The sequence below is a fragment of the Pseudomonas sp. S150 genome (assembly GCF_004526365.1).
In the GTDB taxonomy this organism is placed as follows: domain Bacteria; phylum Pseudomonadota; class Gammaproteobacteria; order Pseudomonadales; family Pseudomonadaceae; genus Aquipseudomonas; species Aquipseudomonas putida_A.
Genome location: NZ_CP038207.1, coordinates 3,902,382 through 3,916,131, shown reverse-complemented (window position 1 = coordinate 3,916,131; position 13,750 = coordinate 3,902,382). Strand labels below are relative to the sequence as shown.

Annotated in this window: 16 protein-coding genes; 6 read left to right on the top strand and 10 right to left on the bottom strand. The window is 59.3% G+C overall.

All coding sequences use genetic code 11. The features are described from left to right. Positions 1 to 5: 5 nt before the first annotated feature. The 3 genes from E3Z29_RS17895 to E3Z29_RS17890 all read right to left on the bottom strand — a co-directional run bounded on the left by E3Z29_RS17895 (position 6) and on the right by E3Z29_RS17890 (position 1,340). Positions 6 to 716, bottom strand: a complete 711-nt coding sequence (locus E3Z29_RS17895; RefSeq protein ID WP_134786494.1) for a 2OG-Fe(II) oxygenase — start codon at positions 714 to 716, stop codon at positions 6 to 8. 95 nt (positions 717 to 811) lie between these two features. Further along, complete coding sequence (locus E3Z29_RS29445; protein WP_096796544.1) at positions 812 to 982, bottom strand: hypothetical protein; 171 nt, start codon at positions 980 to 982, stop codon at positions 812 to 814. A 55-nt stretch (positions 983 to 1,037) separates the two neighbouring features. Continuing rightward, positions 1,038 to 1,340: a DUF1883 domain-containing protein gene (locus E3Z29_RS17890; protein WP_024164475.1), complete on the bottom strand. Its 303-nt coding sequence runs from the start codon at positions 1,338 to 1,340 to the stop codon at positions 1,038 to 1,040. Positions 1,341 to 1,552: 212 nt separating this feature from the next. Here E3Z29_RS17890 and E3Z29_RS17885 point away from each other — a divergent pair, with 212 nt between their 5' ends. Both E3Z29_RS17885 and E3Z29_RS17880 read left to right on the top strand, forming a co-directional pair. Then, positions 1,553 to 1,909 carry a hypothetical protein gene (locus tag E3Z29_RS17885; RefSeq protein ID WP_027612690.1) on the top strand — a complete coding sequence of 119 codons (357 nt, stop codon included), beginning with the start codon at positions 1,553 to 1,555 and terminating at the stop codon, positions 1,907 to 1,909. 72 nt (positions 1,910 to 1,981) lie between these two features. After that, positions 1,982 to 2,212, top strand: a complete 231-nt coding sequence (locus E3Z29_RS17880; protein WP_003225391.1) for a hypothetical protein — start codon at positions 1,982 to 1,984, stop codon at positions 2,210 to 2,212. Positions 2,213 to 2,215: 3 nt separating this feature from the next. On the opposite strand, the gene E3Z29_RS17875 is transcribed toward E3Z29_RS17880, so the two are convergent. Both E3Z29_RS17875 and E3Z29_RS17870 read right to left on the bottom strand, forming a co-directional pair. Further along, a complete protein-coding gene (locus E3Z29_RS17875) occupies positions 2,216 to 2,503 on the bottom strand; it encodes a hypothetical protein (RefSeq protein ID WP_007964655.1) in 288 nt (95 codons plus the stop codon). Positions 2,504 to 2,654: 151 nt separating this feature from the next. Next, a complete protein-coding gene (locus E3Z29_RS17870) occupies positions 2,655 to 2,840 on the bottom strand; it encodes a hypothetical protein (RefSeq protein WP_007964653.1) in 186 nt (61 codons plus the stop codon). Between the two features lie 258 nt (positions 2,841 to 3,098). On the opposite strand from E3Z29_RS17870, the gene galU reads away from it, so the two are divergent. Continuing rightward, entirely contained in the window at positions 3,099 to 3,938 is an 840-nt protein-coding gene (gene galU, locus E3Z29_RS17865; RefSeq protein ID WP_007912230.1) for a UTP--glucose-1-phosphate uridylyltransferase GalU, read from the top strand. A gap of 341 nt (positions 3,939 to 4,279) precedes the next feature. On the opposite strand, the gene E3Z29_RS17860 is transcribed toward galU, so the two are convergent. Together E3Z29_RS17860 and E3Z29_RS17855 are read right to left on the bottom strand one after the other, a co-directional pair. After that, entirely contained in the window at positions 4,280 to 6,028 is a 1,749-nt protein-coding gene (locus tag E3Z29_RS17860) for a phosphoethanolamine transferase CptA (RefSeq protein ID WP_098964150.1), read from the bottom strand. Positions 6,029 to 6,227: 199 nt separating this feature from the next. Continuing rightward, positions 6,228 to 6,410 carry a DUF6026 family protein gene (locus E3Z29_RS17855; RefSeq protein ID WP_007964649.1) on the bottom strand — a complete coding sequence of 61 codons (183 nt, stop codon included), beginning with the start codon at positions 6,408 to 6,410 and terminating at the stop codon, positions 6,228 to 6,230. A gap of 274 nt (positions 6,411 to 6,684) precedes the next feature. On the opposite strand from E3Z29_RS17855, the gene gnd reads away from it, so the two are divergent. The 3 genes from gnd to E3Z29_RS17840 are packed head-to-tail and all read left to right on the top strand — an operon-like array spanning position 6,685 to position 9,991. Then, positions 6,685 to 7,665, top strand: coding sequence for a phosphogluconate dehydrogenase (NAD(+)-dependent, decarboxylating) (gene gnd, locus E3Z29_RS17850; protein WP_098964149.1), 981 nt, complete (start codon positions 6,685 to 6,687; stop codon positions 7,663 to 7,665). Next, on the top strand, positions 7,662 to 9,185 hold the full coding sequence (gene zwf / locus E3Z29_RS17845; protein WP_047598529.1) for a glucose-6-phosphate dehydrogenase: 1,524 nt from the start codon (positions 7,662 to 7,664) through the stop codon (positions 9,183 to 9,185). Before gnd ends, zwf begins: the two co-directional genes overlap by 4 nt. Beyond that, positions 9,182 to 9,991, top strand: a complete 810-nt coding sequence (locus E3Z29_RS17840) for an HAD family hydrolase (protein ID WP_096796547.1) — start codon at positions 9,182 to 9,184, stop codon at positions 9,989 to 9,991. The genes zwf and E3Z29_RS17840 overlap by 4 nt, the downstream gene beginning before the upstream one ends. Before the next feature lie 317 nt (positions 9,992 to 10,308). Here the strand turns inward: E3Z29_RS17840 and nhaB are convergent, their stop codons facing one another. From nhaB to E3Z29_RS17825, 3 genes are all read right to left on the bottom strand, one after another. Continuing rightward, positions 10,309 to 11,811 (bottom strand): sodium/proton antiporter NhaB, encoded by a 1,503-nt coding sequence (gene nhaB, locus E3Z29_RS17835; RefSeq protein WP_134786493.1) that lies wholly within the window; start codon positions 11,809 to 11,811, stop codon positions 10,309 to 10,311. Between the two features lie 67 nt (positions 11,812 to 11,878). Next, complete coding sequence (locus tag E3Z29_RS17830; protein ID WP_134786492.1) at positions 11,879 to 13,168, bottom strand: hypothetical protein; 1,290 nt, start codon at positions 13,166 to 13,168, stop codon at positions 11,879 to 11,881. 278 nt (positions 13,169 to 13,446) lie between these two features. Continuing rightward, on the bottom strand, positions 13,447 to 13,713 hold the full coding sequence (locus E3Z29_RS17825; protein ID WP_003225374.1) for a hypothetical protein: 267 nt from the start codon (positions 13,711 to 13,713) through the stop codon (positions 13,447 to 13,449). Positions 13,714 to 13,750: the final 37 nt, after the last annotated feature.

Below are 13,750 nucleotides of genomic sequence, written 5' to 3'. Positions count from 1 at the left end.
GGCGTTCATGATGCGTCGTGGAAGATGATGCCCAGAGTATGCCGATTTCCGCTGTGCAGGCGACTGACGCCGTGACGCATGGTCACTCGATAATCGCCGCGTGTGCCGCTGACCGGGCGCTGGTTGACCGCGAAAATAACCGCGTCACCCTTGTGCAGATCCACGACGTGAGGGCGCGACTGCATGCGTGGACGCTGCTCGGTCAGAACGAACTCACCACCGGTAAAATCCTCTCCGGGCAGCGACAGAAGAATCGCCACTTGCAGTGGGAAAACCAGTTCTCCGTACAGATCCTGATGCAGGCAGTTGTAGTCCTGCGGACCGTATTGCAACAGCAAGGGTGTCGGCCGCAGCTGGCCGGCAGCCTGACAGCGCTGCACAAACTCGGAATGGGTTGCGGGAAAGCGTACAGGCACATTCATGCGTTCGTACCAGCGGTTGGCCAGTGGCACCAGGCGCGGGTAAAACGCAGTGCGCAGACGTTCGATGGCTGTCGGCAGGGGATAGCTGAAGTACTTGTATTCCCCGCGACCGAAACCGTGGCGGGCCATGATGACCTGCGAACGAAACGGTTCGGTCTGCGAATACAGGGCGCTCAAGCGTTCACAGGTTTGCGCCGACAGCAACGAGCGGACGATGGCATAGCCATATTGATCCAGATGCTGTTCGAGGCTTGCCCAATCGAGCGCATCCAGCCGAGACGGGGACATTGACATGCTGACTCCTGAACCCTTTGGTCGAGGCTGTCAGTCTGGGCAAATACCGGCGGCAGAACACTCCGCCGCTTGCGGTCGAATCCCGTAATGTGGTGTTACAGGGCTTTGCTCACGGCGATGTCGCTGATCACGTCTTCGGTGGTGCCATGGATGGCATCCAGTGCGGCCTTGGCCTCTTCGACGGTGCCGTTTTCCAGTTGCGCGAACTCGAAACGGCGTTCACCGTTGAGCTTGTATTTGATGACGTATTTGGTCGTTTGGGCCACGGTCGTGCTTACCTTTGCGTTAGGGGCGACTCAGCTCAGCTCAGCTCAGCTCAGCTCAGCTCAGTTTGGAGCTGGAGCGGCGGATGATCTTGATCGAGTGGGTCAGGGTCGGCTTGCGCGTGACGCTGATGGCGCGACGATTGACGGTGTCGATGGTGATGTTCCAGAAACCGGTGCTCGGCGCGGTGATGCGCGCAGGAAACGTGTCGAAAGCGCCGCCGTGGTAGGTGTGGCGGCCGCCGTTCTTGAACGCGCGGAAGTTGGCGTCGTTCATCAAGCGGATGTTGCAGGTTTGCGAGCATTGGATGACGACGATGTCGTCTTCGTTGAGGTGCTCGCGCTGGTGAATGAATTTCATGGGCGCCTCCAGAAGGGCTTTTTCTACTAAATCAAAACGATAGCATGTGCGATTGGCGCAGTTTATCAGCCCGAACGGGTTATTATCCCGCCGTCGAGCGCTGCTTTGACAATTAAAAACAGTTATTCGCGATTCCATGCGGGTTTAATGGAGTAAGCCTCGGAGAAAAATGGCATTACTGCTGTCCGAGGGTCTTTATGGGAGGTATTTGTATGAAGTGGGGTGTGGTGTGTCTGCCGTTGATGTTGGTCGTGGGTGGTTGCGCGAGTGTTTCCGAAATCAACGAAACCTTGCCCACCATGAGCGTGATTTCCGGCAAGAAACCCCATGAGTATGCTCAGTGCCTGGCCGACAAGCTTGCCAACAGCCGCGGCGCGCTGCAGATGCAGCCGCACAAGGATGGCGTGCGAGTGATTGTTCCCGGGAAATTTTCCACCGGCGCGGCTGCGGTGTTTGATATCGAAGACCGTTCCGGCGGCAGCAGCATCAAGCTGCATGAGCGGATGTCCAATGTGCCGGTTCGTCCCCGTGACGTGCAAAACGCCGCCAATGCCTGTATTTCCGGCTGATAGAATAGCGGCCATCAGCACCGATGCCGTCACAGTCTTGCTGTGACGGCATTTTCATTTCTGGAGTCGCGCATGAAGCGAGAGCAAGTACGGGAACGGCATGCAGAGGGCCTTATCTCTGCCACGCATGTGATTCAAAATCCGGCGAACCCGGGCGAGTGGATCGTGTTTTTCAAGAAGAGCGCCGGTCGCAGCTATTTTCTGGTGGACGATAACGACGAAGTCGAATCCTTTGCCCGGCTCGACGACCTGATCGAGATCGTGCGCGGGCTCGGGATCAAGTTCGCCGAGATCCACATGTAGGGTCTATTTGCAGACCACCACCACACTGCGGTTCTTGTAGTTGCCGACATCGACTCCCAGGGTCTTGTCGCTTTCCTTGGGTGCCGGTGTGCCGTCGGTACCGACGATGCGATAGCCGGTGCCGGCGCAGGAGGCGTCAGCCTTTTCGTAGCAGGTGGCCCAGGAGTTGGCTTCCCCGGAGCAGTCGATGCTCAAGCCCTGTTCGCCGTTGTTCAGGTAGGTGGTTTCCGAGGTGGCACAGCCACCGAGGGCCAATACCGCGATCAGCGGCAGCATTCTGTTCATGTTCATAAGTGTGTCGTCTTCAGCGAGGGAGGGGCTAAACGCTCTGACAGCGCCAGCATGAAAAGGTTATAGCGATTGGCCACTTGTTTTCATCATGCTGCGAGCGGCCACAAAAAAGCCCTGCACAAGGGCAGGGCTCGGCGCGTGTCGCAACAGATCAGTCCTGATCTTTGCCACGGCGTTTGGACGACGCAGGGGTGTCGGTGAATACCGACGCTACATCAGTCGCCAGCTGCTCGCTGTCGAAAGGACCGGCGATGTGTTCGCCATTGGTCGTGGTCAGGTTCCACTTGCCGTCTTTCTTGTCGATCACATACCCGTTGATGATTTTTACCGCGGCCATCTATCTGTCTCGTTCGCTGGTTCAAAGGCGCCATGATACCGACAAATACTCACATTGGGGGATGATGAGCGTATGGTGATGCAGCGCATTTGCGTGTTTGAGCTACTCTGTTTTCGCGGGTCGAAGTCGCCAACGGAACTATCGGCGAGAATATTTCTCTATGTTGGCATCGGTTAGCCAGTGCGGGGCATTGTAAGGTGCACGCCGCCTGATTAGACTGCGCCGAAACTCGTACACACAGCCCTTTCAAGGACTTATATGATCAAGAAATGCTTGTTCCCAGCAGCCGGTTACGGTACTCGCTTCCTGCCAGCGACTAAAGCCATGCCCAAAGAAATGCTGCCGGTGGTAAACAAGCCACTGATCCAGTACGGCGTTGAAGAAGCTCTGGACGCTGGCCTGACTGAAATCTCGATCGTGACCGGTCGTGGCAAGCGCGCTCTGGAAGACCACTTCGACATCAGCTATGAGCTGGAAAACCAGATCAAAGGCACCGACAAGGAGAAATACCTGGTCGGCATCCGCAAGCTGCTCGACGAGTGCTCGTTCTCCTACACCCGTCAGACCGAAATGAAAGGTCTGGGCCACGCGATCCTCACCGGTCGCCCGCTGATCGGTGACGAACCGTTCGCCGTGGTACTGGCGGACGACCTGTGCGTCAACCTCGAAGGCGACGGCGTACTGACCCAGATGGTCAAGCTGTACAAGCAGTTCCGCTGCTCGATCATCGCCATTCAGGAAGTCGATCCGCAGGAAACCAGCAAGTATGGCGTGATCGCCGGCGAGATGATCCGCGACGACATCTACCGCGTACACAGCATGGTCGAGAAGCCAAAGCCGGAAGACGCGCCGTCGAACCTGGCGATCATTGGTCGTTACATCCTGACCCCGGACATCTTCGACCTGATCGAACAGACCGAGCCAGGCAAGGGTGGTGAAATCCAGATCACCGACGCCCTGATGAAGCAGGCCCAGAACGGCTGCGTCATGGCCTACAAGTTCAAGGGCAAGCGTTTTGACTGCGGTGGCGCCGAAGGCTACATCGAAGCCACCAACTTCTGCTTCGAGAACTTCTACAAGACCGGCAAGGCTTACTGATAGCGCCGGACCTGCATCGCGAAGGGTGTGAAAGCACCCAAGTGAACGCACCCACAAACGCCCCGACTTGTTCGGGGCGTTTGTTTTTGTGCTGGAACAATCCTTGATCCTGGTGGTGCAATTTATTGGCGCCCTGTGAGCGCGCTGGCTGCTCTTTAAGGGAGGAGGGTACGTGCGAGCATGCTGGCTGCTCCGATTTTCCTCAGGCGGTACAGTAGAGCCCCATAAAGCGGGCTACCTGACCGCCCAAAACGAAAAAAGCTCCGTATCTTGCGATACGGAGCTTTTTCTTTACTCGTTACACCGGTTGCGATCTCTCGAAACCGATGCCTTCCGAGCGGTTACTGCTGCACGACATTCGCTGCGGCAGGGTCGACCTTTTTCGGCTTCATCAGGCTGAAGTCGATCAAGGCGCGCTGCTCGCGTTCGTACGGGTTGCCGATCATCAGCGGACGCGGTTTGAAGCTGTCGCTGACCAGACTCTTGCTGCGATCCAGTTCATCGAAACTCAAACCGGCCATGTCCGCCCAGGTGTGGATCAGGTGCGAGCTGCTGTACGGCCGGCCCAGGTCGGCGGCGAAGTTCCAGTCGTGGTTCTCGCGCCATTTCGGCGACGCCCAGGCCATGAACGGAATGGTGTACATCGGCGCGGTCGGTTTGTTCTCGTTACGGCCGAGGGTGTTGTGGCCGGCGGAGTCGAACACGTCTTCACCGTGGTCGGAGAGGTACAGCAGGAAACCATTCGGATCGGACTTGGCGTAGTCCTTGATCAGGCTGGACACCACGAAATCGTTGTACAGCACGGCGTTGTCGTAGCTGTTGTAGGTCGGCACCTGATCGTCACGTACGCCGGCCGGCACGCCGGTACGGTCCTGGAACTTGTCGAAGGTCGGCGGATAGCGGTACTGGTAGCTCATGTGAGTGCCGAGCAAGTGCACGACGATCAGCTTGCGCTGCGCCGGGTCGGTCAGCGCCTTGTTGAACGGCTCGATCACGTCACCGTCGTACTGCGCGGCGTTCTGGTTGCGGTTGTTGTTCAGGTACACCTGCTCGTCGGCCTGCTCGGAGAAGGTCGTGAGCATGGTGTTGCGCTTGGTCATGGTCTGCTGGTTGGTGATCCAGAAGGTCTTGTAACCGGCCTGTTTCATCATGCTGACCAGCGACGGCGTGGACAGGTACAGATCAGGGTTTTCTTCATCGGCGAAGGTCAGGACCTGCTGCAGCGCTTCAATGGTGTAAGGGCGCGGGGTGATGACGTTGTCGAATACCGCGAGCTGATCCTTGAGCTTGTCCAGTTCCGGGGTGGTCTTGCGTCCATAGCCGTACAGGCTCATGCGCTGACGGTTGGTCGACTCGCCGATCACCAGCACCAGTGTCGATGGTTTATCGGCATCGGTCACCTTGAGGTTATGCAGCGGCGGCACTTTGCTGGTGCTGTGCAGCATGTCCTGCATGCCGGCCAGGGTGTCGAGGTAACGGTGGTAAGCCACCGCCATCTGCCAAGGCACGGCTGGCTCGATACGGTCTTCGAACTTCTCGAAACCGCCGGCGAAACTGCCGGTACGTTGGGTCTGTTTGATCAGCGGGTAGCCGACTACGGCGAAAACGATCGCGATCGCAGCCACGAACGCGCGGCCTCGGGGCATGTACACCGGGCGCAGGCGGGTCCACAGGAAATAGGCGAAAGCGGTATGGGCGAGGAACGCCGGGATCATCCACCAGGCAAAGTACTGGGTCATGTATTCGCCGGCTTCAGAGATGTTCGACTCGAACATGATGAAGATGACGCTTTGCGAGAATTCCTGCTGATAGATGAAGAAATAACCCAGGCTGGCCATCGAGCAGGCCCACAGGACTACGCCGATCAGCGCGGCAAGCAGTTTGGTGCGTTTGGGAAACGCCAGCATCGGGGCGAGCCACAGCGCGCTCATCACGAAGGCCTGACGGAAACCGCTGAAACCGGAGGTACCGGTCAGCTGAATCAACAGTTGGGTGATGCCCGAGAAATACCAGAAGAAAGCGAACAGCCAGAGAACCCCGGCCCAGTCGAAACCTGTCGCAGTCGTTTTGCTGCGTTTGAACAATGCCATTCAGCACTCCAGCTCATCGTCACTAACCACCGTCGGAGCGCTACATCAAACCGACGAACGGAAGCCGCGCGCAAACGCACGGCCAGAATGGGCCGGAGTATCACCAAGGCAGTGTGAAAACTTCGTTAGTTGCTGATCAGGGGCAGGGGAGCATCATGTCGGGAACGACAGGCGCCGTTCCCGAAGCTGGCGGGGCAGGTCAGGCGTGCGGATGGCGCTGGACCACCGGCAGAGGTTTGGGCTGAGCGCCCTGGGTCAGCGAGCGCAGCTGCGCCAGCTCCTGCTTCAACTGGTCGCGCTCGTCTTTCAACTGGCGCAATTCATCGCGACGGATCGTGACGTACAGGGTTTGTGGCGGCATTGCTGTGTGTACTGTGCCCATTGCTCACCTCGCAAATGGCGTGTCTCAACTGCAAATCGTCCCCGCGTCGGGGCTACTGACTTGCTATCGGCGCCAATTTTGATTTCTTTTGCCCGTGAATGGAACTTTTTTATTTTTCATGGTCGGTGTGTCTTCGGCAGGATTCGGGGCGTTATCACTCTGGATCGGGCACAATGCCCGGAAACTTCATCGCAACGCTCTGGACTAACCTCCATCAGTCGCGTTGGGCTATAACCAATGACACACATTTATTTGTAGTAAGGAGCATCAGCACATGCAACTCGGGATTATTGGACTGGGCCGCATGGGCGGCAATATTGCGCGACGTCTGATGCTCAACGGTCACACCACCGTTGTTTACGACCGCAATACCGCTTTCATCGATAACCTGGTCGCCGAGGGCTCCACCGGCGTTGCCGACCTGCCCGCTCTGGTGGCAGGCCTGGCCAAGCCACGTGCCGTATGGGTCATGTTGCCGGCCGGCGCGCCGACCGAAGACACCATCAACACTCTGAGCGACTTGCTGGAAGCCGGTGACACCATCATCGATGGCGGCAACACCAACTATAAGGATGACATTCGTCGGGCGAAAACCCTGGCCGAGAAGGGCCTGCACTACATCGACGTCGGTACCTCCGGCGGCGTCTGGGGCCTGGAGCGCGGCTACTGCATGATGATCGGCGGCGACGCCGAGACCGTGAACCGTCTGGACCCACTGTTCGCAGCGCTGGCGCCGGGCATGGGCAACATTCCGCGCACCAGGGATCGCAAATCCGAGGATCACCGCGCCGAGCACGGCTACATCCACGCCGGTCCTGCCGGTGCCGGGCACTTCGTGAAGATGATTCACAACGGCATCGAGTACGGCATGATGGCCGCGTTCGCCGAAGGCTTCGACATCCTCAAGACCAAGTCCAGCGAGCGTCTGCCGGAAGATCAGCGTTTCGACCTGAACGTGGCCGACATCGCCGAAGTCTGGCGCCGTGGCAGCGTGGTCTCGTCCTGGCTGCTCGACCTGACCGCCGACGCACTGGCCAGCGACCCGAAACTCGACGGTTTCTCCGGTTCGGTGGCTGACAGCGGCGAAGGTCAATGGACCATCGAAGCGGCCATGGAGCAAGCGGTGCCGGTTCCGGTGCTGTCCAACTCGCTGTTCTCGCGCTACCGCTCGCGCGGTCAGGGCACTTTTGGCGACAAGATTCTCTCGGCCCAGCGCTTCGGCTTCGGCGGCCACGTGGAGACACCGAAGAAATGACCCATACGATCCGCAGGAAATCCAAGGCAGAACCCGCACCACCGACCACGCTGTTTCTGTTCGGTGCCCACGGCGACCTGGTCAAGCGCTTGCTGATGCCGGCGCTGTACAACCTCAGTCGCGACGGCTTGCTTGACGAGAATCTGCGGATCGTCGGCGTTGATCACAACGCCATTACCGATGAAGCCTTCGCGCAAAAACTCGAAGACTTCATCCGTACCGAAGTGGCGGCGAAAGTCGGCAAGGGCGATCAGATGCTTGATCCGGCCTTGTGGGCCAAGCTCGCCAAAGGCATCAGCTACGTCCAGGGCGACTTCCTGGACGACAGCACTTATTCCGCGCTGGCGGCAAAAATTGCCGACAGCGGCACTGGCAATGCGGTGTTCTACCTGGCCACCGCGCCACGTTTCTTCAGTGAAGTGGTACGCCGTCTCGGCGCCGCCAAGTTGTTGGAGGAAACCCCGGAAGCATTCAGAAGGGTGGTCATCGAGAAGCCGTTCGGCTCCGATCTGCAAACTGCCGAAGCGTTGAACGCCTGCCTGCTCAAGGTCATGTCCGAGAAACAGATCTATCGGATCGACCATTACCTGGGCAAGGAAACCGTGCAGAACATTCTGGTCAGCCGGTTCTCCAACAGCCTGTTCGAAGCATTCTGGAACAACCATTACATCGACCACGTGCAAATCACCGCGGCGGAAACCGTCGGCGTCGAAACCCGTGGCAGTTTTTACGAGCACACCGGTGCGCTGCGTGACATGGTGCCCAATCACCTGTTCCAGCTGCTGGCAATGGTCGCCATGGAACCGCCGGCCGCGTTCGGCGCTGACGCCGTGCGCGGCGAGAAGGCCAAAGTGGTCGGCGCGATCCGCCCGTGGAGCGTTGAAGAAGCGCGAGCCAATTCGGTACGCGGTCAGTACCGCGCCGGTGAAGTCGATGGCAAAGCGTTGAATGGCTATCGGCAGGAAGCCAACGTAGCGCCTGACAGCAACACCGAAACCTACGTCGCGCTGAAAGTCATGATCGACAACTGGCGCTGGGTCGGCGTGCCGTTCTACCTGCGCACCGGCAAGCGCATGAGCGTGCGCGACACCGAGATCGTCATCTGCTTCAAACCAGCGCCGTACGCGCAGTTCCGGGATACCGAGGTCGACGAGTTGCAGCCGACCTATCTGCGTATTCAGATCCAGCCTAACGAAGGCATGTGGTTCGACCTGCTGGCCAAACGGCCGGGGCCGGCGTTGAACATGGCCAACATCGAGCTGGGTTTTGCCTACAAGGATTTCTTCGAGATGCAGCCGTCCACCGGCTACGAAACGCTGATCTACGACTGCCTGACCGGCGACCAGACGCTGTTCCAGCGCGCCGACAACATCGAGAACGGCTGGCGCGCGGTGCAGCCCTTCCTCGATGCCTGGCAACAGGATGCGAGTGTGCAGACTTACGCTGCCGGGGAAGACGGCCCGCAAGCCGCCAATGATCTGCTGACTCGCGACGGTCGCGTCTGGCATGGTCTGGGATGAGTGAGTCGATCCGTTTTTTACTGAGTGACATGGACGGCACGCTGTTGCTGCCCGATCACAGCCTGAGCCAACGCACCATCGACGCCGTTCGTTCGCTGCGCGAGGCCGGCGTGTTGTTCAGTCTGGCGACCGGACGCCCGCCCAAGGCCATGTTGCAGCAGATCGAAGCCTTGGGTGTCGATCTGCCGACCGCCGCCTTTAATGGCGGCACCATCGTCAATCCGGATGGCAGTCTGTTGGTGGCGCATTACCTGCCGGTGCCGACCGCGCTGATTGCTCTGGCGTTGTTCGCTGACCAGCCGGATGTGGAGATCTGGGTGTTCAGCGGTGGTGACTGGTTGCTCAAGGATCCGCACGGGCCGATGGTGCCGCGCGAACAGCACGGCCTCGGTTATCCGCCGGTGGTGGTCGAGAGTTTCGAACCGTACCTGGAGCGCATCGACAAGATCGTCGCCACCAGTAACAACACCGATCTGCTGATCGAGCTTGAGGCGCGCCTGTTAGCCAAAGTCAGCGGCATGGCTCAGGTTTCGCGTTCGCAACCGGTGTACCTGGACGTGACGGCGCTGGAGGCCAACAAGGGCACCGCACTGGCAACCATTGCCGCGCACCTCGATATCCCGCTGGCGCAGACCGCCGCGATTGGCGATGGCGGCAACGACCCGGCGATGTTCCATTGCGCGGGATTGTCGATTGCCATGGGGCAGGCGGAAGAGGCGGTGAAGCGCCAGGCTGACGTGGTCACCGCACCAAACACCGACGACGGCGTGGCGCAGGCGATTGAGAAGTACATCCTCGGTCGCTGATTCACCCGGAAACAAACTGTGGGAGCGGGCTTGCTCGCGAATGCGGAGTATCAGTCAACACATCAAGTGCCTGACACTCCGCATTCGCGAGCAAGCCCGCTCCCACAGTTTTAATCGCGTGTAGTCAGAGCCATTGGCTGAGCGCCTGCCAATGTGGGAGTGAGCCTGCTCATACCGGTTGATCGAGAGTTGCCAGCGCCATTGGCTCACCGCCCTGACAATGTGGGAGCGAGCTTGCTCGCGAATGCGGTGCATCAGTCAACACATCAAGTGCCTGATACTCCGTCAGCCCGCTCCCACAGTTTTATCGCGTGTTGTCAGAGCCAGTAACTTACCGCATACCAGCCCAGCAACCCCATCACTACGGTGTACGGCAACGCCATCCACACCATCCGCCCGTACGACAGGCGCACCAGCGGCGCAATCGCCGAGGTCAGCAGGAACAGGAACGCCGCTTGGCCATTAGGTGTCGCCACGCTTGGCAGGTTGGTACCGGTGTTGATCGCGATCGCCAGGGTCTCGAAATGCTCGCGGCTCATGTGCCCGGATAGGAAAGCCTGTTTCACTTCGGTGATGTAGATCGTGGCGACGAACACGTTATCGCTGATCGCCGAGAGCAGGCCGTTGGCGATGAACAGCATGCCCGGCTGTTGTTCCGCCGGCAGCGCCAGCACCCACTGGATCAACGGGGCGAACAGTTGCTGATCGTGAATCACCGCGACCACGGCAAAGAACACCACCAGCAATGCGGTGAACGGCATGGCGTCCTTGAACGCGCTGCCCAGACGATGCTCGTCGGTGATGCCGGTGAACGCGGTGATCAGCACGATCACCATCAGGCCGATCAGCCCGACCTCCGCGACGTGAAACGCCAGGCAGCCAATCAGGATCAATGCGGCAGCGCCTTGCACCAGCAGGGCGGCACGCTGACGCGGGGTGCGTTCGGCGTTGTCTTCGGCGGCGTAATTGGCCAGCACGGCGCGGACGTTGTCCGGCAGCAGGGTGCCGTAGCCAAACCAGCGCAGTTTTTCCAGCAGCACGCAGGTCACCAGACCCGCCGCCAGCACCGGCAACGAAACCGGCGCGACTTTCTGGAAGAACTCTGCGAAGTGCCAGCCCATTTCATGACCGATCAGCAGGTTCTGCGGCTCACCCACCAGGGTGCAGACCCCGCCGAGTGCGGTGCCGACCGCGCCGTGCATCAGCAGGCTGCGCAGGAATGCGCGGAATTGCTCCAGGTCTTCATGGTGCAGGGCCGGCAGATGGCGGTCGTCGCTGAATTCGCTGTCCTGACGCGGATCATTGCCCGAGGCCACGCGGTGGTAGACCGAATAGAAGCCGACCGCCGCGCTGATGATCACCGCGGTTACGGTCAAGGCATCGAGAAACGCCGACAAAAAAGCTGAGAGAAAGCAGAACATCAGCGCCAGCAGCGCCTTGGAGCGCACGCCCAGCAGCAACCGTGAAAACAGAAACAGCAGCAGATCCTTCATGAAGTAGATGCCCGCGACCATGAACATCAGCAGCAGGATCACCGGGAAGTTGTGCACCAGTTCATCGTTCAGGGCCTGTGGTGAGGTCATCTTCAGCAGCAGGGCTTCGATCAGCAACAAGCCACCGGGCATCAATGGATAGCACTTGAGGGCCATGGCCAGGGTGAAAATGAATTCGATCACCAGCAGCCAGCCGGCGGCGACCGGGCCGACAGTGAACAGCACCACGGCGTTGAGGATCAGGAACCCGACGATGCACGCCTTGTACCAGCGGGGCGAATGCCCGAGGAAGTTATGCGCGAACGCCTGAGCCAGTGAACCGGACATCGGTTGCTCCTTGTATTAAGAAGCGCGCAAGTTGCCGCAAGTGCCTGGCAAGTTCAAGTCCGGGAAGTTATTGATTCAGATAACGCGCGACCATGGCGCGGTAGTTGCCGTCGAGCGAGTAGCCGCCGACAAGAATTTTCCGGTCTGGCTGGATCGCGAGAGAATTGGCGGTATCCAGGCTGCGGCCCAGGCGCGTGCGCAACCAGCCGTGGCCGTTGCCGAAGCTTCGGTCGAGATGGCCGTCAGCTTTATAGCGAGCAACGATGAAGTCGGCCTCGACGCCGCCGATCGTTGCACCCACCGCCATGATCCGACCATCCGCCATGCGTTGCGCGGCGCTCCACTGGCAACCACTGGGACCGATTTCCAGCAGATGCGGGTGGCCAGTGTCGTTGCGCCAGTCCGGGCGGCCGTTAGGATGCAGGCTCAGCGCCAGGCAGCGGATCGGATCGCGACTGCTGCCAAAACAGTGCAGATGTTCCTTTGACTCGATGACCTGACAGACCATCGCACTTTTGCCGTTGGCTTTGAAAGCCAGGAAGCCATCCACCGCGAAGCGCTCATCAAGACGCCCGTCAGGCAGGTAGCGCGCCACCAGCCCCTCCTGGGGAAAATCAATTGAGCCGGCGACAAGGATCCGCCCGTCCTTCTGCAATACGAGGCTGCTGAGCCACGTGTTGAGCAGCAAATGTCGAATCATCACGAAACCGCGCCCATTGAAGCTTGCATCGAGCGTCCCGTCTGGCGTCAGGCGGATCAGCATTCCGGCATGGTCGGCGAGTTCGAAGTGGTGATTGGCGATCAGCAGAATATGCCCGTCGTCCTGCACGGCGATGTCACAGGCTTCAGCACCCGGTACGCCGGGAGGCAGCCAGCAATCGCGGGAACCGATGGACAGGTCGCCGGGCAGGCGCACCACTTTTCGGCCATTTTCACCAAAGCTCGGGTCGGGGATACCCTCGGTGCTGAACAGGGCAAGGGCGGGCAGGGTGCGATGGGCGTTTTGATAATGCAGCCCGGCCAGCAGGATTCGTCCGTCGGGCAATACCTGGACCTTGCCACCGGTGGCCTCAAAACCGCGTTCGAACTCGCCAATCACGCTGCCATGCTGGCCGAAAGCGAGGTCGGCCGAACCGTCCGCGAGTAGGCGTGCCAGACCGAAACGACTGCCTTGAGCAGTGCCGACCTTGGCGGCGACCAGCACGCGCCCCTGTCGATCCAGTGCGACACCCTGAGTCATGCTGGAAACACTGCCGGCGAAATACACTTGGGCGACGCCAGTGTTGGCAAATTGTTTGTCGAGTTGCCCGGAACTGTTGAGTAGTGCCGGGCGCGCAAAGGCGTTCTCGGGTGACATGCATGCCTCTCCTTGCAAGTTGACCAGGCCCGAATGGGCGGTAACTGCATGAGCGGAACATTCAATCCCTGAATACACGCAAGTTCAACTGACAGAACTAACAGGTGGAGGGTCGCACTGTGCCATAACAGTGTCTTTTTGAACCAAACGAAAGCCTGCCAAGCAGTGGCGCCTGGCAGGTTGAAGAAAGTTGTACAGAAGTATTGAAGATAAACAGCAGCGGATAACTAACAAAGAACAGAGCGGATGACGTGAAAGTCATCCGCATCAGCCTCTGATCAATGTGGCATCGACCACGATTGCAGCAGGTAACCTTCTTTGCTCAATTCGGCGCGGGCCTGTTGCAACAGCAGTTCCAGTTGCGCCGGGTCAGAGTAGGCGCTGCTCGGAATCTGCTGGCGACCGATGTGCGAGTTGGTACGGTCGATGACGGTCAGGTTCAGTTCGCCATTGCCGTCTTGTGGGGCCCAGGCCACGCACTGAAAGGGTTTGAACGCGTGGTTGGCAATCAAAAGAGCTTCGTTGATACGGAGCGGGGCGGTCATTGGGGTCTTCTCTCTGTCGTGCCCATTCAAGTGATGT

Excerpts from the sequence above, each read along its gene's own strand:
- E3Z29_RS17895 (WP_134786494.1), bottom strand. The coding sequence starts at position 716 with ATGTCAATGTCCCCGTCTCGGCTGGATGCGCTCGATTGGGCAAGCCTC.
- E3Z29_RS17890 (WP_024164475.1), bottom strand. The coding sequence starts at position 1,340 with ATGAAATTCATTCACCAGCGCGAGCACCTCAACGAAGACGACATCGTC.
- E3Z29_RS17885 (WP_027612690.1), top strand. The coding sequence starts at position 1,553 with ATGAAGTGGGGTGTGGTGTGTCTGCCGTTGATGTTGGTCGTGGGTGGT.
- E3Z29_RS17880 (WP_003225391.1), top strand. The coding sequence starts at position 1,982 with ATGAAGCGAGAGCAAGTACGGGAACGGCATGCAGAGGGCCTTATCTCT.
- E3Z29_RS17875 (WP_007964655.1), bottom strand. The coding sequence starts at position 2,503 with ATGAACATGAACAGAATGCTGCCGCTGATCGCGGTATTGGCCCTCGGT.
- E3Z29_RS17870 (WP_007964653.1), bottom strand. The coding sequence starts at position 2,840 with ATGGCCGCGGTAAAAATCATCAACGGGTATGTGATCGACAAGAAAGAC.
- galU (WP_007912230.1), top strand. The coding sequence starts at position 3,099 with ATGATCAAGAAATGCTTGTTCCCAGCAGCCGGTTACGGTACTCGCTTC.
- E3Z29_RS17860 (WP_098964150.1), bottom strand. The coding sequence starts at position 6,028 with ATGGCATTGTTCAAACGCAGCAAAACGACTGCGACAGGTTTCGACTGG.
- E3Z29_RS17855 (WP_007964649.1), bottom strand. The coding sequence starts at position 6,410 with ATGGGCACAGTACACACAGCAATGCCGCCACAAACCCTGTACGTCACG.
- gnd (WP_098964149.1), top strand. The coding sequence starts at position 6,685 with ATGCAACTCGGGATTATTGGACTGGGCCGCATGGGCGGCAATATTGCG.
- zwf (WP_047598529.1), top strand. The coding sequence starts at position 7,662 with ATGACCCATACGATCCGCAGGAAATCCAAGGCAGAACCCGCACCACCG.
- E3Z29_RS17840 (WP_096796547.1), top strand. The coding sequence starts at position 9,182 with ATGAGTGAGTCGATCCGTTTTTTACTGAGTGACATGGACGGCACGCTG.
- nhaB (WP_134786493.1), bottom strand. The coding sequence starts at position 11,811 with ATGTCCGGTTCACTGGCTCAGGCGTTCGCGCATAACTTCCTCGGGCAT.
- E3Z29_RS17830 (WP_134786492.1), bottom strand. The coding sequence starts at position 13,168 with ATGTCACCCGAGAACGCCTTTGCGCGCCCGGCACTACTCAACAGTTCC.
- E3Z29_RS17825 (WP_003225374.1), bottom strand. The coding sequence starts at position 13,713 with ATGACCGCCCCGCTCCGTATCAACGAAGCTCTTTTGATTGCCAACCAC.